23 protein-coding genes, 1 tRNA gene and 5 pseudogenes are annotated in these 26086 nt (G+C 60.3%); 14 read left to right on the top strand and 15 right to left on the bottom strand.

Going from position 1 to position 26086, the window contains the following annotated elements; all coding sequences use genetic code 11:
* Positions 1–16: 16 nt before the first annotated feature.
* From AUQ37_RS13635 to AUQ37_RS05585, 10 genes and pseudogenes are all read left to right on the top strand, one after another.
* Positions 17–286: pseudogene (locus tag AUQ37_RS13635) on the top strand (tetratricopeptide repeat protein); the annotation flags it as partial.
* Positions 199–642, top strand: a pseudogene (locus AUQ37_RS05615) (tetratricopeptide repeat protein); the annotation flags it as partial. The pseudogenes AUQ37_RS13635 and AUQ37_RS05615, both read left to right, overlap by 88 nt.
* Positions 643–680: 38 nt before the next feature.
* Positions 681–734: pseudogene (locus AUQ37_RS13630) on the top strand (hypothetical protein); the annotation flags it as partial.
* A 54-nt stretch (positions 735–788) separates the two neighbouring features.
* On the top strand, positions 789–1196 hold the full coding sequence (locus AUQ37_RS05610) for a tetratricopeptide repeat protein (RefSeq protein ID WP_058747760.1): 408 nt from the start codon (positions 789–791) through the stop codon (positions 1194–1196).
* Positions 1197–1234: 38 nt separating this feature from the next.
* Positions 1235–1954 (top strand): suppressor of fused domain protein, encoded by a 720-nt coding sequence (locus AUQ37_RS11180; protein ID WP_058747759.1) that lies wholly within the window; start codon positions 1235–1237, stop codon positions 1952–1954.
* Positions 1897–2732, top strand: a pseudogene (locus AUQ37_RS09580) (aldose epimerase family protein). The gene AUQ37_RS11180 and the pseudogene AUQ37_RS09580 overlap by 58 nt, the downstream one beginning before the upstream one ends.
* An 83-nt stretch (positions 2733–2815) precedes the next feature.
* Positions 2816–3793, top strand: coding sequence for an ABC transporter permease (locus AUQ37_RS11170; protein ID WP_201013785.1), 978 nt, complete (start codon positions 2816–2818; stop codon positions 3791–3793).
* Positions 3790–4572 (top strand): ABC transporter ATP-binding protein, encoded by a 783-nt coding sequence (locus AUQ37_RS11165; protein WP_201013784.1) that lies wholly within the window; start codon positions 3790–3792, stop codon positions 4570–4572. The genes AUQ37_RS11170 and AUQ37_RS11165 overlap by 4 nt, the downstream gene beginning before the upstream one ends.
* A gap of 1 nt (position 4573) precedes the next feature.
* Positions 4574–6376 (top strand): ABC transporter ATP-binding protein, encoded by a 1803-nt coding sequence (locus tag AUQ37_RS05590; protein ID WP_058747757.1) that lies wholly within the window; start codon positions 4574–4576, stop codon positions 6374–6376.
* Positions 6377–6456: 80 nt separating this feature from the next.
* A complete protein-coding gene (locus AUQ37_RS05585) occupies positions 6457–7563 on the top strand; it encodes an AAA family ATPase (RefSeq protein ID WP_058747756.1) in 1107 nt (368 codons plus the stop codon).
* On the opposite strand, the gene AUQ37_RS05580 is transcribed toward AUQ37_RS05585, so the two are convergent.
* From AUQ37_RS05580 to AUQ37_RS11160, 7 genes are all read right to left on the bottom strand, one after another.
* A complete protein-coding gene (locus AUQ37_RS05580; protein WP_157844302.1) occupies positions 7558–8727 on the bottom strand; it encodes a nitrogenase component 1 in 1170 nt (389 codons plus the stop codon). The two genes, AUQ37_RS05585 and AUQ37_RS05580, sit on opposite strands and share 6 nt — an antisense overlap.
* A gap of 28 nt (positions 8728–8755) precedes the next feature.
* On the bottom strand, positions 8756–10714 hold the full coding sequence (locus AUQ37_RS13195; protein ID WP_394325622.1) for a nitrogenase component 1: 1959 nt from the start codon (positions 10712–10714) through the stop codon (positions 8756–8758).
* Between the two features lie 79 nt (positions 10715–10793).
* Positions 10794–11570: an ABC transporter ATP-binding protein gene (locus AUQ37_RS05565; protein ID WP_058747752.1), complete on the bottom strand. Its 777-nt coding sequence runs from the start codon at positions 11568–11570 to the stop codon at positions 10794–10796.
* Positions 11571–11574: 4 nt separating this feature from the next.
* The gene (locus AUQ37_RS05560) at positions 11575–12693 is read right to left on the bottom strand and encodes an iron ABC transporter permease (RefSeq protein WP_058747751.1); all 1119 of its coding nucleotides are present in this window, start codon (positions 12691–12693) and stop codon (positions 11575–11577) included.
* 17 nt (positions 12694–12710) lie between these two features.
* Positions 12711–13862 carry a hypothetical protein gene (locus tag AUQ37_RS05555; protein WP_058747750.1) on the bottom strand — a complete coding sequence of 384 codons (1152 nt, stop codon included), beginning with the start codon at positions 13860–13862 and terminating at the stop codon, positions 12711–12713.
* 333 nt (positions 13863–14195) lie between these two features.
* Positions 14196–14834 (bottom strand): TetR/AcrR family transcriptional regulator, encoded by a 639-nt coding sequence (locus AUQ37_RS05550; RefSeq protein ID WP_058747749.1) that lies wholly within the window; start codon positions 14832–14834, stop codon positions 14196–14198.
* Positions 14835–14882: 48 nt separating this feature from the next.
* A complete protein-coding gene (locus AUQ37_RS11160) occupies positions 14883–15260 on the bottom strand; it encodes a hypothetical protein (protein WP_201013806.1) in 378 nt (125 codons plus the stop codon).
* Here AUQ37_RS11160 and AUQ37_RS13625 point away from each other — a divergent pair.
* Positions 15153–15425: pseudogene (locus AUQ37_RS13625) on the top strand (AAA family ATPase); the annotation flags it as partial. The gene AUQ37_RS11160 and the pseudogene AUQ37_RS13625 overlap by 108 nt on opposite strands.
* A gap of 3 nt (positions 15426–15428) precedes the next feature.
* Here the strand turns inward: AUQ37_RS13625 and AUQ37_RS12995 are convergent.
* A complete protein-coding gene (locus AUQ37_RS12995) occupies positions 15429–15563 on the bottom strand; it encodes a hypothetical protein (protein ID WP_255354887.1) in 135 nt (44 codons plus the stop codon).
* Here AUQ37_RS12995 and AUQ37_RS11155 point away from each other — a divergent pair.
* Complete coding sequence (locus AUQ37_RS11155; RefSeq protein ID WP_058747747.1) at positions 15562–16305, top strand: ATP-binding protein; 744 nt, start codon at positions 15562–15564, stop codon at positions 16303–16305. The genes AUQ37_RS12995 and AUQ37_RS11155 overlap by 2 nt on opposite strands.
* 121 nt (positions 16306–16426) lie before the next feature.
* Here AUQ37_RS11155 and AUQ37_RS05535 read toward each other — a convergent pair.
* A tRNA-Ala gene (locus AUQ37_RS05535) sits at positions 16427–16503 on the bottom strand.
* Between the two features lie 188 nt (positions 16504–16691).
* Here AUQ37_RS05535 and AUQ37_RS05530 point away from each other — a divergent pair.
* Positions 16692–17372 carry a TetR/AcrR family transcriptional regulator gene (locus AUQ37_RS05530; protein WP_058747746.1) on the top strand — a complete coding sequence of 227 codons (681 nt, stop codon included), beginning with the start codon at positions 16692–16694 and terminating at the stop codon, positions 17370–17372.
* Here AUQ37_RS05530 and AUQ37_RS05525 read toward each other — a convergent pair.
* Positions 17369–18040, bottom strand: a complete 672-nt coding sequence (locus tag AUQ37_RS05525) for a hypothetical protein (protein ID WP_157844301.1) — start codon at positions 18038–18040, stop codon at positions 17369–17371. The two genes, AUQ37_RS05530 and AUQ37_RS05525, sit on opposite strands and share 4 nt — an antisense overlap.
* A gap of 303 nt (positions 18041–18343) precedes the next feature.
* Here AUQ37_RS05525 and AUQ37_RS05520 point away from each other — a divergent pair, with 303 nt between their 5' ends.
* Positions 18344–18793, top strand: a complete 450-nt coding sequence (locus AUQ37_RS05520) for a nucleoside 2-deoxyribosyltransferase (RefSeq protein WP_058747808.1) — start codon at positions 18344–18346, stop codon at positions 18791–18793.
* Between the two features lie 8 nt (positions 18794–18801).
* On the opposite strand, the gene AUQ37_RS05515 is transcribed toward AUQ37_RS05520, so the two are convergent.
* The 5 genes from AUQ37_RS05515 to AUQ37_RS05500 form a co-directional block, all read right to left on the bottom strand.
* Positions 18802–19251: an NfeD family protein gene (locus tag AUQ37_RS05515; RefSeq protein WP_058747744.1), complete on the bottom strand. Its 450-nt coding sequence runs from the start codon at positions 19249–19251 to the stop codon at positions 18802–18804.
* Between the two features lie 3 nt (positions 19252–19254).
* The gene (locus tag AUQ37_RS12395) at positions 19255–19458 is read right to left on the bottom strand and encodes a hypothetical protein (protein ID WP_235584966.1); all 204 of its coding nucleotides are present in this window, start codon (positions 19456–19458) and stop codon (positions 19255–19257) included.
* Positions 19404–20339, bottom strand: coding sequence for an SPFH domain-containing protein (locus AUQ37_RS05510; protein WP_235584965.1), 936 nt, complete (start codon positions 20337–20339; stop codon positions 19404–19406). The genes AUQ37_RS12395 and AUQ37_RS05510 overlap by 55 nt, the downstream gene beginning before the upstream one ends.
* 173 nt (positions 20340–20512) lie before the next feature.
* Positions 20513–21163, bottom strand: coding sequence for a hypothetical protein (locus tag AUQ37_RS05505; RefSeq protein ID WP_162262203.1), 651 nt, complete (start codon positions 21161–21163; stop codon positions 20513–20515).
* Positions 21145–25512 (bottom strand): MucBP domain-containing protein, encoded by a 4368-nt coding sequence (locus tag AUQ37_RS05500; RefSeq protein ID WP_058747742.1) that lies wholly within the window; start codon positions 25510–25512, stop codon positions 21145–21147. The genes AUQ37_RS05505 and AUQ37_RS05500 overlap by 19 nt, the downstream gene beginning before the upstream one ends.
* Between the last annotated feature and the right edge of the window lie 574 nt (positions 25513–26086).

The following is a 26086-nucleotide window of genomic DNA, read 5'->3' as shown; positions in this document are numbered from 1 at the left end:
CGCAATAGAACATACCATGAAGAACGCCGACCAGGAGCTGTCCGAGGGTGTGAAGTACATCACGGAAGGCGATCACCGCAGAGCAGGGCGCATCTTCAGGAGGCTGGCCCGCCGCAACGTGGCGGAAGCCATGTTCAACCTCGGCCTGATGTACTATGATGGCAACGGAGTGAAGCAGGATTACGCGAAGGCCGCCAAGTGGTACACGAAGGCCGCGGCAGGAGGGATGGACACTGCGAGGCTGAACCTGGCCATCATGTACCTCTACGGCGAAGGCGTCAAGCAGGACCGGAAGAAGGCCTTCGACCTGATGCAGGAAGCGGCCGACCACGCTACGACCGCGCCGAGGCCCAGCTGGGGATCATGTACGAGAACGGCTACGGGACCGAGAAGGACACCGCGATGGCCAAGGCCTGGTACAGGTCCGCTGTCCAGCAGGGCCTCCCGGAGGCCGCCCTGCTGCTCGCCGAGCTCATACTGCAGGAGGAGAAGGGGCCTGCCCGCGGAGAGGCCGCCGAGCTCCTCAGCAGGGCCGCGAAGGATGGGTTCGGCCCCGCCCAGGAACGTCTGGGACTGCTGTATTATTCGGGGGACACCGTCCCGCGCGACCTGTCCAAGGCGTTCGAGCTCTTCACGGAGGCCGCGGATCAGGACCTGCCTGATGCGCAGTATTTCCTGGCCTGCATGTACTCCGACGGGGAGGCGTCCCGATCGACGAGGCCAAGGCGTTCGAGCTGTTCAGCAAGGCCGCCGACAACGGCAACACCGACGCTCAGTTCAACGTCGGGGTGGCCTACGAGACGGGAGTCGGCGTCGGGATAGACTACGGCAAGGCCATCTCATGGTATTGGGTGGCCGCCATCGGAGGGAGCAGCGACGCCGTCTGCAACCTCGGCGACATGTACGAGAACGGCCGGGGCATCGAAAAGGACTACGAAGTCGCCAAGAAGCTGTATGGCATCGCCTCCGAGCACGGGAGCGGGCTAGCCACCTGCAGCCTGGGCGATATGTACCGCCTGGGGGAGGGCGTGGAGAAGTCCCCGGAGACTGCGGAGAGATACTACCGCCAATCTGCCGAGCAGGGCTGCCCCGAGGCGGTCGAGGAGCTCAGGAAGATGGGGAAGGACGTCTCCATGTACGGTAAGGAGGTAAGAGAACGAACGGAGGCACAGCGAGGAAGATCGAAGAGCACCTGAACGACTGCTTCGGGGCGGAGCCGCAGAGGAAGACGACGGTGGGGAGCGATCCGTCCTACGGGATGCTCATCTACGCCCCGGACCGGAAGTATGATTTTTGGAAGATCTGCACCGTCGGTGCCTCCGATTACAAGATGCCGAAGCGCGAAGGCGTGCGCTACGGGGAGACCGCCAGCTTCCACAACGAGTACATGATGTTCGTCCCCCCAGGCATCGACTTCAGCGAGGGGAAGAACGGCTGGCACTGGTACGCCGAGTACCTGTGGAGGGCGGCCTCGTTCGCGCAGCTCAACAAGACCGGCGTGGTCGCCACCGACATCCTCGACTTCAAGGACCGCACCCAGCCCATGAGCGCCGCCACCCTGCTGTTCCCGGAGGCCATAGAGGACACGGATATCCTCCAGCTGCGGCTGGGCCTCGGGAAAACGATCACGTTCCTGCAGGTGATGCCCGTGACCGCCTCCGAGGCCGACCTCGGGGACGCCCTCTACGAGAGGTTCTATCCCCACGACGCGTCCGCCCGCAGATGTTCCTGGCCAGGAGAGGCGCATGATCTCCCCCTTCGGGATGACCTCCGAGGGCCCCGCGGACAAGATAGACCTGGAGGCCGGGGAGGTATCCTGCTCGGTCATCACCTACGGGGCCGCCCTGCAGTCGCTGACCGTTCCCGACCGCGAAGGCTTCTACACCCGACGTCGCCCTGGGGTACCAGACGGCCTCGGAATACGAGAACAGGCACGGCCGGATGGGGGCGGTGATCGGAAGGTTCGCCAACCGCATCGCTGACGGCAGGTTCCCCTTCGAAGGGAGGACCGTGGAGCTCTCGAGAACCGCGGCCCGGACCACATCCACGGCGGGTTCAGGGGATTCGACAGGAGGATCTGGCACATCGATGAGTCGGGGGAGGATCACGCCGTCCTCTCGATAAGGAGCGCTGACGGGGAGGAGGGCTACCCGGGGAACCTGGAGGCCTCGGTCCGCTACACCGTCTCCGAGGAAGGGCTCAGGATCGACTATCTGGCACATTCCGATGCCGACACCGTCTGCTCGCTGACCAACCATTCCTACTTCAACCTCGCGGGCCAGGGGAACGGCGATGTCTCCGGCCACACTCTGAGGATCAGTGCCTCCCGCTACCTCCCGTCCGGCGACCGCTCCCTCCCCACCGGGGAGATCGTCGCCGTGGACGGAACGCCCATGGACTTCCGGGAGCCCCGCTCGCTGGGGGCCAGGCTCCGCAAGTACGGGGGCTACGACTGCTGCTACCTCCTGGACGGGGAGGATGCGGCCGAGGTCTCCTGCGGCGACACCGGGATAACGATGAAGCTGAGGACGGACCTCCCGGCGCTGCAGTTCTACACGGCCGAGGGGCTGAAGCCCTGCACCGGGAAGGACGGGGCCTCCTACGGGAGACGCAGCGGCCTCTGCCTGGAGACCGAGTTCTGCCCAGACTCCCCCAACCACGGGAACTTCCCCTCCTGCGTCCTGCATGCGGGCGAGGAGTACCGCCACTACGCCTCCTTCTCCTTCAGATGAGGTTTTTCCAATCCAATCCTGTTGTTCCTGTGAAAGGATAATTATCGGCAGGGCGATGCCCGACCGAACCGGCAGGGCGTTTCATGATTTTCAGATACCTGGGGAAAGGAGGGTGGGCCCTCATCGCCGTCCTGGCATGCCTGATAATGGGGCAGGCGTACCTGGACATCAGCATCCCCGGCTACATGAACGACATGACCGACGCCATCCAGGAGCAGGTGGTGTCCGGGGACACCTCGAACTCCGCCGTCACCGAGAACGGCATCAAGATGGTCTCCGCCGCCCTCCTCAGCCTGATCCTGGCCGTCCTCTCCTCCACCGTCGCGGCCCGCATCGGCGCATCCCTGGGAAGCACGCTCCGCCGTCTGGAGTTCGCCAAGGTGCAGTCCTTCTCCGAGGAGGACATGAACACCTTCTCGGCCGCCAGCCTGGCCACCCGCTCGACCAATGATGTCTACCAGCTGATGCAGTTCACGGCCAGGGGCCTGACCCTGATGATAAAGGCGCCCCTCACCGCGGCCTTCGCCATCGTGATGATCTCCGGCAAGCACTGGGAATGGACGGCCGCCACCGCCGCCGCGGTCGCCGTCCTGATCTGCGTCACTGTCTTCACCACGTACTTCATAGTCCCCAGGTTCAAGCGGATCCAGTGGCTCACCGACGGGGTCAACCGGGCCGCCAGGGAAGAGCTGGAGGGCCTGCGCACCATACGCGCCTACGGTACGGAGGCCGTCCAGAGGGAGAAGCTGGACAGGGCCAGCGACGAGCTCCTGGACAACAACCTCTCCGTCGTCCATGCGATGGCCCCGATGCACCCGATATTCAGCTCGGTCAGCAACTTCCTGACCCTGGCTATCTACTGGATCGGAGCAGGGATAATCGCATCGTCGTCCGGCACGGCGGCCAAGATGTCCGAGTTCTCCGACATGGTGGTCTTCACCTCCTACGCATCGCAGATCATCTCGGCGTTCATGATGATGAACGGCGTGGTCAGGATGTTCCCCCGCGCCATGGTGGCGTCCCGGCGCGTGGAGGAGGTCATCGGCCACGAGCCTCTGTGAAGGACGGGCCCAGGGAATCCGGCGAGCCGGGCAGGGAGGGCACCGTCGAGTTCAGGCACGTCACCTTCACCTATCCCGGCTCTGACACGGCCGCCCTGAGCGATGTGAGCTTCTCCGTCGGGAAGGGGGAGACCATCGCCTTCATCGGCCCCACCGGGAGCGGGAAGAGCTCCATCGCGAGGCTCATCCCGCGCCTCTACGACCCTGATTCCGGGCAGGTGCTGGTGGACGGGACGGACGTCAGGGAGTTCCGGCAGACCGCCCTGCATTCCAGGATAGGCTACGTGCCCCAGGACGCCGTCATCTTCACCGGGACCATAAGGGAGAACGTCGGGTATGGGGGAAACGGCGGGGAGAGGTCAGAAGCAGAGATACGCGAGGCGCTGGACATCGCGCAGGCGTCGGAGTTCGTCAGCGCCTCCCCCGACGGCCTCGATACCCGCATATCCCAGTACGGCAGGAACATCTCCGGCGGGCAGAAGCAGAGGGTCTGCATCGCCAGGGCCGTGTGCATGCGCCCGGAGATCTACGTCTTCGACGATTCCTTCTCGGCGCTCGATTTCAAGACGGACCTAGCTCTGCGCGAATCCCTCCGGAAGAGCACCGAGGGGGCCACCCGCATCATCATCGCGCAGAGGGTGGGGACCATCATGGACGCGGACCGCATCGCCGTGGTGGACGGCGGGAGGATCGTGGGCCTCGGCACCCATGACCAGCTGATGCAATCCTGCCCCATCTACAGGAGCATAGCTGAATCGCAGCTCGCAGGAGGGGCCTGACGTGCCGGGGAACCCGGGCAGCGCGCCGAGGTGGGCGGCCTCCGGCGAGAGGCCGAAGAACATACGGGGGACCCTGCGCCGGCTCATCGGCTACATGGGAGATTACCGCCGCGAGGTGTACGCAGGCATAGCATTCTCGGTGCTGTCCACTGTTTTCTCTCTCATCGGGCCCCAGTACCTCGAGGCCATAACCGATGAGATTTCCGGCGCCGTGCTCGGGGGCAGGGACATCGACACGGACCTCATCGCCGGCACCGCCTTCTTCCTGCTGGCCGTCTACGCCCTGTCGATGCTGTTCATGACCGCCAGCGACTATCTCATCCCGGCCGCCTCCGAGAAGATAGCCAACCTGGTCAGGAGGGACCTGAGCAGGAAGATCAACACCGTCCCCCTGAACTACTACGACGGCCGCACGACCGGCGACGTCATGAGCCTGATGACCAACGACGCCGACATCATCGGGAACCAGAGCGCCGACTGCATAACCCAGGCGGTCTCTTCGGTGACGATCGCCGTCGGCGCGGTGATCATGATGCTGTACACCGACTGGAAGCTCGCCGCCCTCTCCGCCCTCCCCACGGCCGCCGGCCTGCTGTTCATGCTGTTCATCATCAGGCATTCCGGGAAGTACTTCAGCAGGCAGAGCAGGGACCTGGGCCTCATAAACGGCATCGTGGACGAGAACTACTACGGGCACGAGATCGTCCGCACCTACAACGGCGAAGCGGGCGCCATGGAGCGCTTCGCCGAGGTCGACAGGGACCTGTTTAGGAGCTCCTTCCTGGCCAGGACCATGGGCGGGACAATGCCGGCCGCCATCAATTTCGCCTCCAACATCTCGTACGTAGCGGTCTGCGTCTTCGGCTCGATGCTGGTCGTCGAGGGCGAGATCGGGTACGGGGTGGTAGTCGCCTTCATAGTCTATTCCGGCATGCTCTCGAGGCCTCTCATGATGCTGTCCGAATCGCTGACCTCGATGCAGTCCGTGTCCGCATCGGCGGACAGGATCTTCGCTTTCCTGGACACCCCCGACATGCCCGACGAGTCCACCAAGACCGCCCGCCCCGGGAAGGTCAGGGGCGAGGTGGAGTTCGATGACCTCAGGTTCTCTTACGTGCCCGGGAGGGAGGTCATCCGCGGCCTCAACATCTCCGTGAGGCCGGGGGAGAAGGTGGCCATCGTCGGCCCGACGGGGGCCGGCAAGACCACTCTTGCGAACCTCATGCTGCGCTTCTACGACGCCGACAGCGGCGACATCAGGATAGACGGCGTCTCGATATACGACATGAAGCGCGAAGATGTGCGCTCCCTGTTCTGCATGGTCCTCCAGGACTCCTGGGTCTTCGACGGGACGATAAGGGAGAACGTGGCCTACGGATGCGGCGGTGTATCGGATTCCCGCCTGGAGGAGATCCTCGGAGACGTCGGCCTGGGACCGTTCCTCGAGTCGCACGCCGGCGGCCTGGATGCGAAGATAGCTGCCTCATCGCTGTCCTCGGGCCAAAGGCAGCAGATATCCATCGCCAGGGCGATGGCCAAGGACGCGCCGCTGCTCATCCTCGACGAGGCAACCAGCTCGGTGGACACCATAACCGAGCGCAGGATACAGGATGCGATGGACCACCTGATGCGCGGAAGGACGTCGTTCGTCATCGCGCACCGCCTGTCGACCATCGTGAACTCCGACATCATCCTCGTGGTGAGGGACGGGAGCATCGTGGAGAAGGGAAGCCATTCGGAGCTGATGGCCCTCAACGGGTTCTACCGCAGCCTCTACGACAGCCAGTTCGAAGGGTGCGACTGAGGCCGTCCGCTGCGCAGATGAATCCAACTGGGTCATCTGCCCAATAACGGCTAAAAACACCTACCTCATATGGGCTTCGGATGCTGATCAGGTTCTGGGTCGAGAACTACCGCTGCTTCCGCGGGAGGGCGAAGCTCGACTTCACCGACAAGAAGAACTACCGTTTCGGGAAGATGTACGTCCGCGGCGACCTTCTCGGGAAGATAGTGCTCATCGGCAACAACGGGTCCGGGAAATCGAGCTTCGGGTATGCCCTCTGCGACATCATAACCACCCTGACGGGACTCGACAATAATGTCGGGCAGAAGGACCCGGACTGCTTCATCAACGGCTACGGAACGTCAGACCGGGCGGTCTTCCATTACGAGTTCGCCTTCGGCGGGTCCACCGCGGTCTATGAATATTCGAGGAAATCCCCGTCGCTCCTGGCCTCCGAGATGTACTCTGTGAACGGGAGGACGGTCTTCGATTACGATCTCGACGACCCTTCGGGCAATTCGTTCAGCCTGGCGTCGATCGGGGCCGGGAACGTGAGCACAGAAGGCCTGGACGGCTCCGAGTCCCTGCTCAGGAGGATCCTGGACCGTTCCCTCAGCAGGGACGACGTCACCGAGGGGATGCGCGAGACCGCCCGGAGCTCGATGTACTACATGGCCATGTGGAAGCACGACTTCCATCTCGGCCTCACCGGCACCGAGAACGACAACGAGGAGTACATCATCTCCAACGGCCTCGTCGGGGACTTCCGGTCGTTCCTCAGGGACGTGTGCGCCATAGAGGCCGACCTCGTCTCCGACGGAGGGAGGCTGTACATCGTCAAAGGCAGCAAGAGGCTGCCGTTCTTCGAGACGGCGTCCCGCGGGACCGCCCTGATCTGCCGCCTGTACTGCTGGTGGAAACGCTCCCGCGGGCGCGGGGGCTTCGTCTTCCTCGACGATTTCGACGACCTGTTCGATTACCGCACATCCGACAGCTTCATCGAGAGGATAATCGCCGGCAACAAGACCCAGTGCATATTCGTCACCCACAACCCCGAGATAATCGCCGGCGAGGACGTCCGCCCCGACTGCTGCTTCCTGCTCAAGGACGGGGAGCTCAGATCGCTCGCCAGCCTCACCGATAAGAGCATCCGCAGGGGGAACAACCTCCTGAAGATGCTCAGGGAAGGCGAGTTCGACAAATCATGAGCGCCCGGCCCTATTGAACAGGGACCCGAGGATGTACATGGCGCCGTCGAGGCCCATCACAGGGGCCTTTGAGAAGTCCACATACGCGGATGACGGGAACCCGATGTCGATGCCCGTCCCGCAACGCCCGGAGCGCTCGGCGAAGAGGGCGTCATCCCCCGGCGCGAAGAGAACGTCGGGCCTGCCGGCGGCGGGCACCATGCCGAGGGACGATTCCAGCCATCTGCCCAGCGGATCCGCCGTGGACGGAACGGAATCGATCCTGTAAGACAGCCCCGTCAGGTCCGTGTCGGAGGCAAGTATGCACTCGTAGGCCCGGCGGCGGGAGTTCTTCAGCATCTGGAAGCCGTGCTCGGTCTCATGCCCGGTCTCATCCGAGACCCGGCAGTAGAACCTCTCGAAGGCATCGAACCCCACGGGCGACTCCCCGGACGATACGGCCGGGGTCCCGAACATCTCCGTATAGAAGGCGGCGGTCTTCGCGCAGTGCTCGGGGCAGAGGACGATGTTGAACTCGGCCGATGCCGATGCGCGCAGCTCCTCCAGGGAGCTGCCGGCTCCCGGGAAGCTCAGCACTTTCAGCCCCGCCTTCCCGAGAAGATGCCCGACCTCCTGCTTCACGCACCTCCAGTCCTTGTGCATGATGCTCAGCCCGAGGACGTTGACCGTTCCGGGGATCGCCTCCTCCCTGTCCGGCACGGTACGCCTCAGGACCTCCCTCACGACGGTGTCGAAGCCTTCCGGGCATCCGGTGCCGAGCTGATCGGGATCGAAGGAGACCACCCTGTCCCCCGTTCCGGCCGCACGGGCCGCCCGGAGGCAGTCGTCGCCGACTATCGAAAGCCCCGGCGACGTGAACAGCAGGTACATCCCGTACCTTCCGCTGAGCGCGGAGAGCTTCTCCTCCAATTTCCTGTAGGAGGCCCCATTGGTATAATCCGCTGCAGTGACCCCCGTGAACTCTACGGAGCGGTGCCCGTCCGGGCCCCTCGGCGAGTCCTTCCTCGGATAAAGGCGGTTGCAGAGCGACAGCCCTTTCCTGCATCCGTTCTGCCCGTGCAGCACCAGCACCGCTCCGGGTATCCCCTGGGCGGCCATCACCCCTCCGACGTACGCTCCCGGGGCGCATCCTCCGGCCCCTCCCAATCCGTCTGTCATCTCCATCTCCTCCATCCGAGATCTGTCTCCGCCCTCAGTACGTTCCCGGCACGTTCCAGGAATCCTGCCGAGGCGAGATGCGATACGAACGTCTCCGGAAGGCCCATGGTGCGTATCCCCGCTCCGGGACGCGCCCAGAACGGGCAGACCGCGAGGTCCGGCTCATCCGCCGCGATCTGCTCCCTGATCTGCTCCGGGCTCCCTGCGAACCCTCCGTCCCCCGTCCCTCCCGAGCCTGCGAGGTACACGAGCGGGTCGCGCCGGCGTCGGAGAGCGCCTCGGCGATCCAGGAGACCTCGTCCCTGTGGCCGGTGGCGACGGCAACCCTGCGCCCGGACACCCCCTTCCCGAAACTCTCCAGGGCCCCGGAGTACTCCTTCTCCGCTCTCGAGGCTGCAACAGAGGTATCATGCCCGGAGAACCTCTCCAGGGAATCCAGCCACCGCAGGGTCTCAGAGAACCCGCTGGGCAGGGCACCGTCCATGAAACGGATGCCTTTGGCGGAGAGGATCCCGCGGAGCTCCCTGCATCCGGTCCTGTCCTCCCCCATGACCGCGATGCCTGCGCGCTTCAGGTTCCTGATTGTGTATGAACTGCAGTCCTCCAGGAAGCCCGCCGTGCGCCTGATGCCGGTGCCTGCGATGATGCGGTCCGCAAAACGGAGGTTGTCGCCTCTGCCGAGCCTCTCGAAAGTGTCGTCCATCACCGCCAGCAATGACATGTCGGGCGATACGTCGGCATCGATGAGGTCCGCCAGGCCCCTCAGGACGTCCATGTGGGCGTCCCCTTCGGTCTTGGCGGCCCCGCCGTCGGCTATGATGACATGCATGCCGGGATGGGCCCTCTCTGTCTCCGAGGCAACGGCAGCGACATCATCCCCGGACATCTGGGTCTGGCACGTCGTCAGGACGATGGCGGCAGGATATCCTTCGGACGCCAGCCCGTCCAAGGTCGCCCTGAGGCTGTCCGCGCCTCCGAGGGCGAGGCCGGCGGACGACAGCGATGACGAGATGATGTTCCATCCTCCGGAGGCAGGGGGCCCTCCGTACAGCCGGCGGCCCCTGAACTCGCCCATCATAGAGACCCAGCATTCGCGCGGACCGTGCACCACGGCCGGGATGTCGGACACCATGCCGGCCTCGAGCACCGCGGACATCGGCCCTCTTCCGATCCTCGGAGGCACCATCCGGATCCCGGATGCGGGAGCCTTCGCGGCCGCCGGGACGTACTCCCCCCTCCCCTCGATCCTCCCTTCCGACAGCAGCCTGTCGAGCTGGGCATCGGTCAAAGGCGAAGGCGTGCTGAGCGCCCTGCGCCCGGACGAGAGGGCTGTCAGGTCGTCCGCCAGTGCGGAGAACTCCGCCGCCTCCTCCGATCCGGGGAACATGCGGCAGAGAGTCTTCCCGGCCCTCTCTGCCTCGGCGAACAGCTGCGAGCGGCCAATGCGGACGGCCACCGGGACGCCGACAGCCTCGGCGAACGCATCGACCAGGGCATCCTCCCCCGGCACACCCCTGCGGTTGAGGACCAGGCCGGCGATCTTGCCTCCTCCTTCCTCGAACCGCTTCTCTCCGCGGAGTATGCTGTTGGCGGCATAGAGGGACATCGCCTCGCCGGATGTCACGATGTAGACGGCGTCCGAGCGCCCTCTGCGCATGGGGACCGCGAAGCCTCCGCAGACGACGTCCCCGAGGACATCGTAGATGGTGATCCCCGACCTGTCGGCGCCCATCATCTCCAGCGCCTGGAACATCATGATTATTCCCTTCCCGGCGCAGCTACCCCCGGGTCCGGGCCTCCCGCCTCTATGCAGGTCACGCCCGCGTCCCCGACGGCGGAAACGTCCTCCAGGCGCCTGTCCTGCGGGGCGGTCTCGGCCAGGTAGCCCACGACCGTGCGCAGGCCCTTCCCGGAGAGGAGGGAGCGGGAGGAGTCGTGCTTCGGGTCGCACCCGATCAGCGTGACCTTCTCCCCTCTCTTCCCCAGGACATATGCCAGATTGGATGAGACGGTCGATTTGCCGATCCCGCCCTTGCCGTAGACGGCCACTGAGAATCCTGCGGACGGCATGTTCACGGCTCCAGGCGGCGGTTTAGGAGGATCACCGGGCGTTCCTCGTGGGTGATGACCGTGGACCTCACCCTGTAGGTGTCGTAGATCGTCCTCTCCTCGATGACATCCCCCACAGTCCCGACCTTCTTGACCGTCCCGGGCGGGGCCATGAGCAGGATGCTGTCGGCGAACATCGAGGCGATGTTCACGTTGTGGCTTATCATGATGACCATGACGCCCTTCCTCATCGCGATCTCATGGAGCAGAGAGGTGACGAAAAGCTGATGACCCAGATCAAGGTTCGCAGTGGGTTCGTCAAGTATGATTATCTCGGTCTCCTGCACCAGACCGCGCGCGATGGCGACAAGCTCGCGCTGTCCCGCGGAGAGCTCGTTGAACCTGCACTGGGCCAGATCGCCGATCCCCAAGACCTCCAGCACCGTCTTCACTTTGGCGATGTCCTCCGCCCTCGCCCTCCAGCGGTACTTGTTGGAGCGGCCGATCATCACGGTGTCGAAGACCGTCATCGAGAAGAGGTCCTCCGCCTGCACCGGGACGTAGGCGATCTTGGCGGAGATATCCTTCCTGCTCAGCGAGGACAGGTCGGCGCCGTCGATCGATACCTTCCCCTTCATCGGCGGGAGGAGCCCGTCGATGCACTTGACCAGGGTGGACTTCCCCACCCCATTGGGCCCGATAATGCAGTTCAGCCCCGGGCCCTCGAGCGTGAAATCGGCGCCGCGGACGATCGCTTTCCCGCCGTAGCCGATGTCGACATCCTCCATCTTCACCTGCATCTTATCACCATGCCCTCCTGCGCTGCTTGACGATCAGGTACAGGAACATGGGGCCGCCGATGAGAGCGGTGACCACTCCGACCTGGAGCTCAGCAGGCGCGATTATCGTCCTGCCGACGAAATCGGCGACCTCCAGCAGCACCGCGCCGAACATCGCCGAGGAGATCACGAGGTAGCGGTTGTCCGCCCCCACGAATATCCTGCAGATGTGCGGCGAGACCAATCCGACGAACCCGATGAGGCCGGTGAAGCTCACCACGACTGAGACCATCACTGAGACGACGAGGAGCAGGACGATCCTGAAGTCCTCGACGTCTATCCCCATGGACTTGGCCGAGTCGTCGCCGGCGGAGAGGATGTTCAGCTTCGCGGCGCACATCTGGGTGACTGCGACGCCTGCGACGGTCACGGCCGCCATCAGCGCTATGCTGTTCCATTTGGCGTCGCTGACCGTTCCGACCGTCCAGGCGTAGATCTTAGCCAGGGAGTCGGGGTCGGCGTTGAGCTTGAACAGGGTGGTGAACGCGTTGAAAATGAACATGACGGCGATCCCCGCCATGATCATGGTCGTCGGGTCCGCGCCCTTGATCTTGGATATGGTCAGTATGACAGCGAGGGGGATGAGGGAGAACACGAAGGCGTTGACCACTATCGCATAGTCCCCCGCCACCAGGGAGACTCCGGCGACCACCGCGATGGTGGCGCCGAAGCCGGCCCCGCTCGATATGCCTGTGGTGTAAGGGTCGGCCAGAGGGTTCTTCAGGAGGGTCTGCATGGCGCATCCGGAGACCCCCAGGGCGCATCCGGTCACCAGGGCGGTGACGATGCGGGGCAGGCGCTCCTTCACCACGATGTAGTCGAGCTGCGTGTCCCCGATGTCCCCCGTGATGTGGTCCCAGAGGATGCTGTAGCATTCGGAGAACGGGATCTTCATCGTCCCGTATCCGAGCGAGAGCCCGGCGACCGCTACGGCCGCGGCGACGCAGACGAACATGAAGCCGAGCTTCCTGAGCGCCGAAGTGCGGTATTCCTTCACCGCCCGGAAGATGTCCGCAGCTTCCCCGGTGCCGTCGCACCAGAGCTTGGCCGATCTGACCACCGGGTCGTCGTCCGACATGTCCATGCCCCGCCGTCATCTCCTCAGGAGGTCCCGTATCCGGATCCGGTGTACGTGTATCCCTGCCTGGCGTCCGCTCCCGAGCGGATTCCGAAGCTGTCCAGGTACTCCTGAAGGCAGTCGAGGGCCTTCTCGGTGTCGAACATGTCGGGGTACAGGTACGAGGCGAGGATGTAGCATCCTGCCGGCCCGGCGGCATAAGGCATGATCTCGAACGAGATCGCGTACAGGGTCTGGTTCTTGTACTGGCTCGTCTCGGGGAACAGTGCCTTGTATATCTCCTCGACATAACTGTTGAAGCCTTCGTAGGTGACGCTCGCCGGCTTCTGGAACATGACGATGACCTCATCAGTCGCGCTCGACGAGAATCCCTCGTAGCCGAGGCTGGTGAAGTTGGTCTTCCCGACGTAGGCTTCCTGGAAGTTGATGATCTCGTTGAACCAGAGAGCAGGTCCCTGATCGGACCCGAAAGCGGCGATGGTGCTCTGGTCCGTGCTGTATCCCCTGACCGCGGTCACCGTCTTCTTCTCGGTGATGCCGCTGAAGCTGTCGATGATGTTGTCGTACCACTCGCGGTAGTCGTCCGAGAGGGACTGGTCTCCGAGCATGCAGGCGACCTCGAGGATCCCCTCGATGCACCTGGGCCCCTGGCAGGGGACGATGACGATCGACACCTTATCGGCTATGCCCGATTCATAGGCCTTGTCCCAGAGGTAATCGCTGTTCTGGCCTCCGGTCCATTGGAGAAGGGTGTCCAGCTTGCCCTCGCTGTTGAGCTTGGTCATGGTCTCGACGGTGATCTCCCTCCAGTTGCCGAGGGATTCCAGTTTGGTGATACCGGGGAACATGCTGTCGCCGTACATGGTGGGCGTCGTGGTATCGATAGCGGTCAGCATGCTGTAGGAATGGATGATGGGGAGGATCTGCAGCTGGAGGTACTCCGCCCCGATGTGCTGCCCGATGGGATAATTGACGTAGGTCACATTCCCGTAGTAGTTGAGATAATACATCTTCGCAGATTCTTTGTTGATGAACTTCTGGACGAGCGCTGCATCGTCTGCATCCACATCGCCGTCGTTGTCGGCATCGGCGAACGGGTACTGGGTCTTCCAGTCGATGTGCTTGGTCTCATCCTCGTCGCTGTTGGCCTCGATGATCCTGTTTATCAGGTCCACATCATCGGAGTCGATGGCGTCGCTTCCGTCGGCGTTGCCGAGGATCTTGAGGCGGACGCTGTCCGAGTCGTAGGGATTGAACGTCTTATCCTGGCCGTCGTCATTCCCGAGGACGGCGATGGCCGCTATCCCGGCAACGGCGATTATGACCGCGGCGGCCGCGGCGATGATGATTTGCTTTGGATTATACCACCAATATTGGATGACTCATCCAATTATTAAAACGAAATCCGAAGAGTAAAACAATTACAGAAGACGGGAGCAATGGATTGGAAAGACATCCCCGAGGATGCTGAGGGCAGGAAAAGACAACAGGGGATCGGAGCGGGCGTATCATTCGAGCATGCCGGTCAGACGGACCATCTGGCCGTAGAATATCTGCCTGAACGTCCTGCAGGGGACGGTGCCGCCGGCCGCTTTGATCGCTTCCTTCTGTTTATCGGAGAGATAGCTTATCGGATATGTTCCGTGGAAAAGGATGAGCAGCCCCTCGATGAAGCAGCACGCGACCTTCGCCGACGTGTTCGGGAACCTGCGGGCGATGAGGTCCGCCACGCGGTCGTTGAACTCGAAGTACTTCTTCTTGAAGGCCGCTATCCTCTCGATCCTGCAGCCCTCTTCGATGTTCCTCAGATCGCTGAACATGAGGAACAGGTTCTGATAGCGGTCGGATACATCCGTTATGATCTTGCAGAGGGCGTTCGCCGTCAGGGAAGGCGCGGAATCAGTGGCCGCGAAGATCTCGCCGTACCATCTGACGAAATAGCGCTCGAAGAGGTCGAGCATGACCTCCTCCTTGGTCGCATAATAGTTGTAGATGGACGGACGGGTGAAGGACGTCTTCTCCGATATGGCCTTGAAGGTCACCGCATCGAATCCTCCTTCCATGTAGATCTGCTCGCAGGCGTTGACGATCTCGTTACGCCTCTCAGCGATCTGCTCAGCAGTCCTAGCACGGATGAAATCCTTCATCGGGGCACAGATTAGTTTGATAGAGATAAAAACGTAACGGGACAGGGATTATGAATATGCAGCTCCGCCCCGTACTGCGATAGACGCAGCGGGATGATGCGCAATCGCATGATTGATAGATGGCAGGCCGAGGCCCGTCAACTGCCGCCGCAATGATAATCTACTGAAAATGCACTGCAACTTGCAGTAGGTTTTCATTTGGGGATGGCCGTCATGGAAATCAATCGCGACAGATATCTCAACAGAGTGATCAAAAGGAAATGGAACAGTTCCGTGAAGGTGATAACCGGCATCAGAAGGTGCGGCAAGTCCTATCTTCTGTTCAAACTGTTCAAAGATCATCTCCTGTCCGAGGGCGTCCCTGAATCCAACATCATAGGCATCGCCCTGGACGACATCTCGAACAAACATCTCCGTGATGCTCAATCCCTGTACGATCACATAGTCTCCGAGATGAGATCTGTCAACGGGCCCTGCTACATCTTGTTAGACGAGATCCAGATGGTCCCGGGCTTCCAGGATACGGTGAACGGCCTGAGGCACCTGGACAATGCGGACATCTACATCACCGGCAGCAATTCAAAATTCCTCTCATCAGACATCCTCACCGAGTTCCGCGGAAGAGGCGACGAAATCCGCGTCCGCCCTCTGCCTCGGAGAATTCCGTTCAGCATATCCGAACAGGAGCATCGATTCTCTCTGGAAGGAGTACATGACATTCGGGGGCATGCCCGAACTCCTCAGCAGACCGGACGAAGAACAGAAGGCATCCTATCTCGACAGCCTCGTCAGGGAAGTCTATCTGAAGGATATCGGGGAGCACGACGGGGTGAAGATGCCGAGAGAACTCTCCGCGGTGTTCGATCTTCTGTGCTCCTCAGTCGGATCTCTGACCAATCCGACGAAGATCCAGAACATGATGGCAACGGTCAACCGTTCAAAAATGGCCAACAACACGGTCGGGCGTTATATCGATCTGCTGTGCAACGCATATCTTTTCGAGAGGGCAGAAAGATATGACATAAAGGGAAAGAAACTCCTCGATACGCCGTGCAAGTACTATGCAGCAGATGTCGGCCTCAGGAATGCCAGACTGAACTTCAGACAGCAGGAACCTACCCGTCTGATGGAGAACATCATCTACAATGAACTGAGGTCGAGGGGCTACAGCGTGGATGTGGGCGTCGTCGAATCCAGGACGATGGTCGGCGGAAAACAGGAATACCGTCAGCTGGAGATCGATTTCGTTGTGAACAGGGCCGATTCCAGATGGTATATCCAATCAGCCTACGGTATCCCCGACGGCGATAAGATGGAACAGGAGATCAGGCCGTTCAGAAAGGTTCCCGACACATTCAGAAGGATACTGGTCGTCGGAGACGACGTCCGTCCGTGGACCGATGACAACGGAATCCTCATCGTTGGGATCAGGGATTTCCTGCTGGACGAGACCATCATGTCCGCGCTGTAAAGCAAATGAAAATCCGCTGCAACTTGCAGTGGATTTTCAGTCACATCTCAATATGCAGCGATCCGCCGCAGAGGATCGATAATACAGGAACTCGGAGATGTGCTCGGTCGGAGCGATATGATGGTGGACAAGGCGCGATTCGAACGCGCGGCCTCTGCCTTGCGAAGGCAGCGATCTACCGGGCTGATCTACTTGCCCAAGGAAAATCCCGGCGAAGCCTGCTAACAGAGCAAAGGATATAAAACTTTCAATCAGGCAAACGGGATCTGACTGCCAGCCGGCCCATAAGTGCCAGCTGCAGTTCTTAGAATCGAACGAGACGGCCGCAGAAAGTTTCAATAAAGTTATTTCCCCCGGTGCCTTCATGCTTCGCGGGAGAAAGGATAATGGCCACCAACGCGGAGCTCACGGAGATCTCGAGGCAGAAGATCATCGACGCCTTCTGGAGCATTGTGTTCGAGTCGGGCCTCAACACGGCGAACGTGAGGACGGTCATGGCCCGCGCAGGCATGAACCGCTCCACGTTCTACGAGCACTTCGACAGCATCCAGGACCTTATGGAGAAGGTTTCGGAGGACATCCTCGCCTTCATCAGGGAGGAGGGGAAGAAGATCATCGAGGAGGAGATCATGGCCGAGCCTCCGGGCTTCGAGGAATTCATCACGAAGTTCTTCCAGAAGTTCAGCAGGAAAGTCATATTCCTCATCGGAAGCGGCGCTGTCCCCGAGTTCCTTCCGAAGCTCAGGGACACGCTCAAACCGCTGGTCTTCGAAATTTATAAAATCGAATGCCCCAAAGAGGATGAGCTTCTCATCATGTCATTCATCATGTCCGCTCTCATGGGTGCGTCCTACAACCTCTTCGACATCAGCTCCGGCACCGATCTCTCCGCCATGTTCAGAAAGGCCCACGGGCTCATGCTCAACGGCATCGGGCAGTACATCAAGAACGGCCATCGAGCTCCGGGCGATGAAGGAGAATTCTTCCTGACTGAGATGAAGTGCGCAGCAGCCAGCAGCACGGCCGAGAACGCCAGCAGCCCCGCGTATCCGATTAAGCATCCTTAATCCGGGGAAGATGTCCCTATGCTGACCAGGGAGTCTATGTCCACGAATCCCGTCAGCGAGAAGCAATAGAAGTAATCGCACCAATCCGCGCCTGCTCCTGCCATGACCATCGTCGGGAAACTGAGGATGCCAAGCATCGATGACAGGATGCTCAATGCCGACAGCCCTCCGCCGAACATCAGCATCTTCTTCGGCTCTGAGAACAGGCTCACCCCCAGATATGCGATGCTCGCGAATCCCATCGCAAGGAGGAACATCCCCATGTATCCTACAGGAAGGAACGCATACCCGTCCAGGTCCCCGTTCTTCAGAAGGACAAGCACCGTGTGAACGACCAGCAGGACGGTCTCTATTATTGCTGCCGCAAGGGCGATGGCAGCCAGCCTGTACTTGGTCCTGTCTGCAACCACATGCCGCCCTCTCATCCTCGGTATGATCTCGAGAAACGCCACAGACCCAAACCCGCAGATCATCGCCGGAACCACTCCTGTGGCTTTGAAGTACATCCGGCTGTACATGGACCCCATACCGGCATTGTAGTTCGTCATCGACACTGCGATGTTGTTCACGAACAGGCAGAGGAAGCAGCCCATTATCAGAGAAACTGCGATTATCGGGCGCAGCCTCAGAAAATACCTCTTGACGTAGTGTTTGAATTCGCTTTCCATGAAGATCACTCGCTTGTTGCGATCAACTTATGCAACACTGTGTTGTGCGATTTGCACAACACTATGTCTGATAAATATAGCTTTGCATGTTTCAGGAAAGGAGATGGAAACTGACCGCCTGTGATGAAAAGAATGTCTGGCACTTATGAATTGAAAACGAATGCTCAGGCATATGCCATCCATCGGTACGGATCTGCAGAGATCGAGCCCTTGAAAGAAGCCCTGATATGTGCCAGACTGCAGGAAAGCCCAGTCTCCGCAAATGTCTATACCCATGTTCGGAGATATGGAATGGGAATACCGATGAAGAGATTCTACCTGGCCGGGCCGCTGTTCTGCAATTCTGAGAGGACCTACAACCTGAAGCTCAGGGAGGCGTTCGCCGAGGAAGGCCTCGAGCTCGTCCTCCCCCAGGAATGCCAGGCGGAGATAGACCCGGCACGCATGGCGGATGCAGAATACGCCTCCTCAAAGGCGGCCGAGGTGTTCCGCGAGGACATAAAGCTCCTGGAATCCTGCGACGGACTGGTGCTGAACCTCGACGGGAGGGTTCCCGATGAGGGGGCATGCGTCGAGCTCGGCTATGCACTGGCGCGCGGTAAGCCCTGCTTCGGGATCAAGACCGATGTCCGCACTGCCGAGTACGGGACGGACAACATGATGATATCGGGGCCCCTGGCCGGGCGCACCGCCCGCAGCGTCGGAGAGCTCCTGGCACTTATTGAAAAAGAGGGGCCTGAGGCCCCGAGGTAAGAGGTTTATCAGCCCTTCTTGGGGGCCACATGCACGTGGACGCCCTCGGAACTCACGACGGTGACCTCGGTCCCGACGGGGATGGGGCTGTCAGAGTCCGCGCTCCAGGTATCGGAGCCGATCCTGACCTTGCCGCGGATGTTCCCGGGAGTGACCTCGGCCGTCACGACGCCATCTTTCCCGATCAGGGACTCGGAGACCGTCGTCGACGGCGGCACCGGGGCCCCCAGGCGCTTGTAGAGGTACACCGTGCCGGCGGTCACCGGCACGGCCGCGACTATGGCCACCGCCGCGGTGACCCATGTGAACAGGTCGTCCCGGTCGGCCAGCCCGAACACCCCGACGATGACGAGCACTCCGCCCGGGATGAGCAGGTACCCTCCCGGGAAGAACGCTTCCGCTGTCAGGAGGATCAGCCCGAAGGCCAGGATGGCCGCGGCGACGACCAGTTCCTCCATGGCTCACACCCTCGGCATCTCAGGCGCGGCCATGGCGGATGACTCGTCAAGGTCGTCCTGCACGTTCTTCTTGAAGGAGTCGGTCTCGTGCCTGATGTCCTCCTGGGTCGGGATAGGCCCAAGCACTTCGTCCGGGTCGCCGACGGCCTTCTTCACGCTGTCGGTGTCGGACACGGCGCGGTCCGGGACCCTCTGGGCGGACCCCATGTAATCGGAGATCCCCTCGACCAGCCTGGTGAGCTCCATCGGGAAGAAGAACTTCGACGACTGGCCCTCGCCGACGGCCTCAGGGTGTCCATCGACAGGACGGACAAGGCCTTGGAGTCCATGGCGGCGGCACCGACAGACATGATCCTGAGCTTCTGGGCCTCTCCCTGGGCCTCCAGGATGGTCGCCGTCCTCCTGCCTTCCGCTTCGAGGATCATCGACTGCCTGGTACCCTCGGCCTCGAGGATCTTGGACTTCTTCTTACCCTCGGCCTCCAGGATGGCGGCTCTCTTCTGGCCGTCCGCTTCCAGGATGGCTGCGCGCCTCTTCCTCTCTGCGGAGGTCTGCTCCTCCATGGAGTCCTTGACCTTGGCGGCCGGGTCGACCTCCTTGATTTCGACGTTCTCGACCCTGACGCCCCACTTGTCGGTGGCCTCGTCGAGGGTGTCCCTGAGCTGGACGTTGATGCTCTCCCTGTTGGAGAGGATCTCGTCAAGCTCCATCTGGCCGATGACGGAACGCAGTGTGGTCTGAGCGAGGTTGACAGTCGCTATGTGGTAGTCGGTGACCTCGAAGAACGCCTTCTCCGGGTCTATGACCTTGATGTAGATGATTGCGTCCACGGAGACAGGAGAGTTGTCCTTGGTGATGACCTCCTGCTTGGGGACGTCCAGGACCTCTGTGCGGAGGTCCAGCTTGACCACCTGGTTGATCAGGGGGCAGACGAAGTTCAGTCCCTGGTTCAGTACGCGCACGAACTTCCCCAGGCGCATGTATATCGCCTGCTCATAGGGCTGCACGATCTTCACTCCGCTCGCCACTGCCACGACAATGGCGAAGAGGATCACGATTGCAATCGATATTACGGTCGCTGCGTCCATCGGTTAAACACCTATGGAAATGTATGCATCTGCGCATATTATACTGATTCGATGTTACGGACCGGCGATCCGATGATTGACATCATGGGGAAGATGAACAAAAAGGGAGATGGCCGGGCCCCGGGAATCCCGGGGCCGGCGGGGTTTCCCCCGCTCCCGGTTAAAAGGTTTGATCAGTACTTCCCGCTGCGCTGTGCGAGGAAGACCGCTCCGAAGACGGCGATAACAATGACCACCGCGACGATGAGCGCGAAGATGAACTCATCATCATTGTCGTCGGAGGGCTCTTCGTACATGATTGCGTAAGTCGAGAAGTGGCCGGTGGTGAAGGTAACCGTTCCGTCATCCGAGTAGTCGCAGTCGAAGGTCTCAGCCACCTGTCCGTCGTAGATGTATGCGATGTATAGGCCGGCTGCGTCCCTTCCATCGGCAAGGGCGTAGGGGAGGGTGACGGTCGCGGTTCCCTCACCGAAGTTGGTGTTGGAGCCGAAACTGATGCTGTACACAGTTCCGTCTCCGACGATGTTCCTGACCGCATCGGTCAGTTCGTCGGTGGGAATCTCATCGGCAGTGAGCTCTGCAGCCCCGGTACCGAAGTTCCTGATGGCCGCATTGTCGAACACAACAGTGATGCCGCTGCCGATGGAGACCTCCAGGGTAACGTTCTCGTCGGATTCGGCGGAGCTGACGATCGCCTGCATGCTGTCGGAGGAGATCGGAGCACCATCCGCGTCAACATTGACGGAAATGATGTCAGTTTCACTGTCGGCATCGGGAATGACAACGTCCCAAGTTGCAACGAGGGTCACATCGTGGGCAGGCATCTCGAACGGGAAGGTGCAGGCACTGCCGTTGAGGAGCATCCTGCGAAGACGTAGCTGCCTTCCCTGACGGGGTCGGCGGGCGCGGTCACAGAGGAGTTGTACTCGACGGTGAGCTCGGAGAGTAGGACATCGCCCGCCGTGAGGTAGGTGAGGACGTAGCTGTTGATGCTGTAGGTGTAGGTCACGATGTTCTTCGTCTCATCGGAGGCGATAGTGATCGTCTGGGTCTGTGCGGGCGCGGTGTATCCGTCGATCGCAGGGATCTCGGGGGTGACATCGGTGCCGAAGACGGCCTTGCCGGTGGCGGCATCAGCGATCTCATTGCCGTCGGCGTCCACGTACTTCACAGTGTAACCGTAGCTGTTGATCGTGTAGACGTAGGTCACGACGTTCTTCGTTTCATCGGAGGCGATGGTGATCGTCTGGGTCTGTGCGGGCGCGGTGTATCCGTCGATCGCGGGGATCTCGGGGGTGACATCGGTGCCGAAGACAGCTTCTGCAGCGACAGCGTCCCTGATGGAGTTGCCGTCGGCGTCCACGCACTTCACGGTGTATCCGTAGCTGTTGATAGCGTAGGTGTAGGTGTAGACGTTCTCGGCCTCGACCTCAGTGATCTTGACGGATCCCTGAGTTGCAGGCGCAGTGTATCCATCGACAGTGATGATGGGCGCTTCGACGGTGGCTCCGTAGTCTGCCTTGCCGGTGGCGGCATCGGCGATCTCGTTTCCGTCGGCGTCCACGTACTTCACAGTATAGGAGTACTGGTTGACGGCGGTGGTAGCCTCAATCTCGACGTCCTTCGCGGGCATCGTGAACTTGCCGTCCTCGATGGCGACATCGTCGGATGACCAATCGGAGACGGTGTAGCCGGTCTTCGCATACTTCTCGGCGACAGCGACCGCGGACTTGTAGTCGTAGGAGACTGCGCCTTCGAGAGCCACTCCGTCGACCAGATAGGTGACCTTGTAGCTATTGATGGCGTAGGTGTAGGTCACGACGTTCTTCGAGACATCGGAGGCGATGGTGATCGTCTGGGTCTGTGCGGGCGCGGTGTATCCGTCGATTGCAGGGATCTCCGGAGTAACAATGCTGCCGAAGACAGCTTCTGCAGCGGTCGAGTCCTTGATGGACTTGCCGTCAGCATCCACGTACTTCACGGTATAACCGTAGCTGTTGATGGTGTATGGGTAAGAGAAGACATTGTCGGCCTCATTCTCAGTAATCTTGAGGATTACCTGAACCGTAGGCGCAGTGTAGCCATCGACAGCGATGATAGGCGCTTCGACGGTGGCTCCATAGTTTGCCTTGCCGGTAAAGTCAGGAGCAATCTCGTTGCCGTCGGCGTCCACGTACTTCACGGTGTACCCGTAGGTGTTGATAGTGTAGACGTAGGTCACAACGTTGCTCTCAGGGTCAGCCGTGATGGTAAGGCTCTGAATCTCAGGCGCGGTATAACCGACAACAGCCGCAAGAGGGGCTTCGAAAGTCGCACCGAAATCAGCGGTGCCGCTGACTGCCTCAGCAAGAACATTATTGTCCTTGTCGAGATAGTTGATGGTGTAACCGTACTTGTTAGGAGTCTTAGTGGCCTTGAAAGTGACATCGGAAGCGCCGATGATAAACTTGCCGTCAGTGACCTCGATATCATCGGTGGACCACGGGGTGATCGTATATCCGATTTCCTCAAGAGCCTCGCGGACTGAAACTTCTGACTTGTAATCGTAGTTCTCAATCTCGCCGACTGCCTCGCCATTGACGAGGTAGATGACCTTGTACTGGTTGATGACGAGCTTTCCGTCATCGTTCCAGGAATAGCCGATAGGAGCAGGCAGCTTCACATCAGCGGCCTTGCTCATTGTTGCATTGCCATCGTACTGAATCGGATATTCGCTGAAGGTTCCGCCGTTGATCTCAATGGTGCCATTATCATCCGAAACGCTGAGGAAGTAGCCCTTGAAATCTCCGCCCGAAATCGTCAGCTTTCCGATATCGGTGGCAGCATCGCATCCGCAATTGATGATTGCGCGGTAGACCTTGCCGTCGTCTGCGATCGCATCGAAGATGCCGCCGGTGATGGTTGCAATGTTGTGGTTCAGAACGCAAGCCTGCGTGACGTTCTCGAAGGTTCCTCCGTTGATTTCGAGGACCCCGCCGTCGTCGTTCTTGACGGTGTTGATGCCGCCGGAGAACGAACCGCCGGCGATGGTCAGCGAGGGAGCGGCCTGGTTGGTGCCCTCGACATAACCGCTCCTGGAATCAGTGGCGGGGTAGTCGTAGTATCCGTTCTCAATGAGGCTCGAGAAGTGCCCAGTGGAGTAGACAGTGGCATCCATGATTGTCATAGAGCCGTGGTTCACCAGGTTGTAGTACGAGTTGCCATTGCCGGATTCTTTCGTGTTGTCTGCTTCTGCAGAGCGGATGAAAGTACCGTTCAGGATGGTCACGGTGCCGTTGTTGAAGACATCGGCCTTGCCGTTGGTGACGTTATCCACTGTTCCTTTGCCGTTCGAGCTGTCCTTAATGGTGAGCTCGGCCCCGGACGCTACTGCGATCGTGTCGGACGATACATTGGTCAGCTTGTAACCGTTGAGGTCGAGTGTGACAGAGCCTCCGTAGTCCTTGGCCACGATGATGTCGGCAGTGACGTCGCCGGAGAGGGTGACGTCGGCGTCGTCCGTCAGGATGATCCTTCCGATAGCCCCGGAGATCTCCAGCTTGCCGAGGTCTGTGGGTTCGTTCTTGTCGCCCTCGCAGTAGATAACGGCCGTGGCCGAATCGGAGACCTTGTAGGTTCCTCCAATGATCGAAGCATTCCCGTAGGTCATGACACAGTACTGGGCGACGTTGGAGAAGGTTCCTCCGGCAATCTTGAGGATTCCTCCGTCGTCATTCTTGACGGTATTCTTACCGCCTGTGAATGAGCCTCCGGTGATGGTCAGCTCGGGGTTAGCCGCGTTGATGCCCTCGACATAACCTTCCCTGGAGTTGGTACTGGTGTAATTGTAGTATCCGTTCTCGATGAGGCTGGAGAAGCTTCCGCTGTTCTCGAAGGTGCCGTTCTCGATGGTCATGATGCCGTGGTTGAGGACGGTGTAGTAGGAATTGCCGTTGGCGGAACCGTTGGTGTGATTCTCGCCGATGGTGCCTGCTTCCAGAGAGCGGGTGAACTTGCCGTTCTCGATGACGACAGTGCCGTTGTTGAAGACGTCGGCCTTCCCGTTGGTGAGGTTGTCGACGGTGCCGTTCCCAGTGATAGTAAGGCTGGCCCCGAGCGCCACTGTGATGGTGTCATCGGAGGCGTTGGTCAGCTTGTGGCCGTTCAGGTCGATGGTGGCGGCGCCGCTGCCGCATACGATCACATCGGTAGTGACGTCTCCCGAGAGGGTAACGTCGGCGTCGTTCGCCAGTATGATCTTACCGAGGTTTCCGGAGATCCCCAGCTTGCCGAGGTCGGTGGGAGCGGTCTTGTCGCCCTCGCAGTAGATGGCTGCCGAGGCCGAATCGGAGATCTTGTAGGTTCCTCCGGTGATAGAGGCGTTCGAGTAGGTCATGACGCAGAACTGCGTCACGTTCTCGAAGGTGCCGCCGGTAATCTCGAGGACTCCTCCGTCATCGTTCTTGATTGCGTTGACTCCGCCGGAGAACGAACCGCCGTTGATTGTCAGCGAGGGCGCGGTCTGGTTGGTGCTCTCGACATAACCGCTCCTGGAATCGGTGCTGGCATAAGTATAGTAGCCGTTCTCGAATAGACTGGAGAACTTTCCGCTGTTCTCGAAGGTTCCGTTCTCGACGGTCATAATCCCATGGTTGAGGACGGTGTAGAAACTGTTGTCTCCTTTTTCTTTGGGAGAGACCCCGGTCTCGAGGGAGCGGATGAATTTGCCGTTCTGGATCGTGACGGTGCCGTTGTTGAACACAGCGGCCTTGCCGTCGGTGACGTTGTCCACGGTCCCTTTGCCATCGGAGCTGTCCGTGATGATAAGCTCGGCCCCGAGCGCGACGGTGATCGTATCGGACGAAACATTGGTCAGCTTGTGGCCGTTGAGGTCGAGGACCACATTGCCAGCAGCGATCGTTACGTCTTCTTCGACGTCTTTGGCAAGCAGTATGTGGTCTCCATTCCCTGCTTTCTCGAGAGCGGCTGCGATGGTCACATACTCTCCGTCCCCGTCGCCCACAACGAGGGTCTGGTATGCATCATCTGCAGCTGAATCCTCAGAGCCCTGTACGACCGCAGCCGCGGCGAAAACCATCGCCAGCGCGGCGATCGCAGACAGGATCGCTAGTTTCTTCGCATTCATATTATCATACTCTGCATCTTCGGAGCATCTCCTGCCTTTCCCGCCCATCACAGAAGATGTACAGGTGCTCTTCAGGTGTTGAATAAAGGTCTGAGGTAACACAGCCTGCCGCTACCGCATGAGCCATCGCGCATGCGAACGATTCATTGCGGCAGTCAGTCCCCATAAACGACCATTCCTTGTTTCAAGGTAGGCTGCAGGCCTTTGTCGGCCTGCGGTCGGACTCAGCCGCCTCCCGAACCCAGAGAAACTGAACGAACAGGCCAGCGGCTCTTCGGCCTCTACCTGGCAAAAGTATCTAACCTAGAGTAATTTAATATTTCGACGGATAACATCCAGAAGTTATAATTCGGTTTACAATCGCCATATTTTTCTAAGCAATTTATCCCTATAAACAATTGTAAACCAGTACATCTCCACAGATCTGCGACATCCCCGGAACTTCCCCTGAAACCGCGCATGAATGCCGTTTCCCGTATCGCTGATTCCTTTCTGCGGCATGATTGCGGTCGGAACAATACAGGCAAGAGATCAATATCGGGCCCGCCGGCGGTTCCCGGACAGCCCTTCTGATCCTCTTATTCTCGCAGTATTCTCATAGCTTGGTTTATCTAAAAGCAGA

This window comes from Candidatus Methanomethylophilus sp. 1R26 (assembly GCF_001481295.1).
Lineage (GTDB): Archaea > Thermoplasmatota > Thermoplasmata > Methanomassiliicoccales > Methanomethylophilaceae > Methanomethylophilus.
This window is presented reverse-complemented; position numbering and strand designations above follow the sequence as displayed.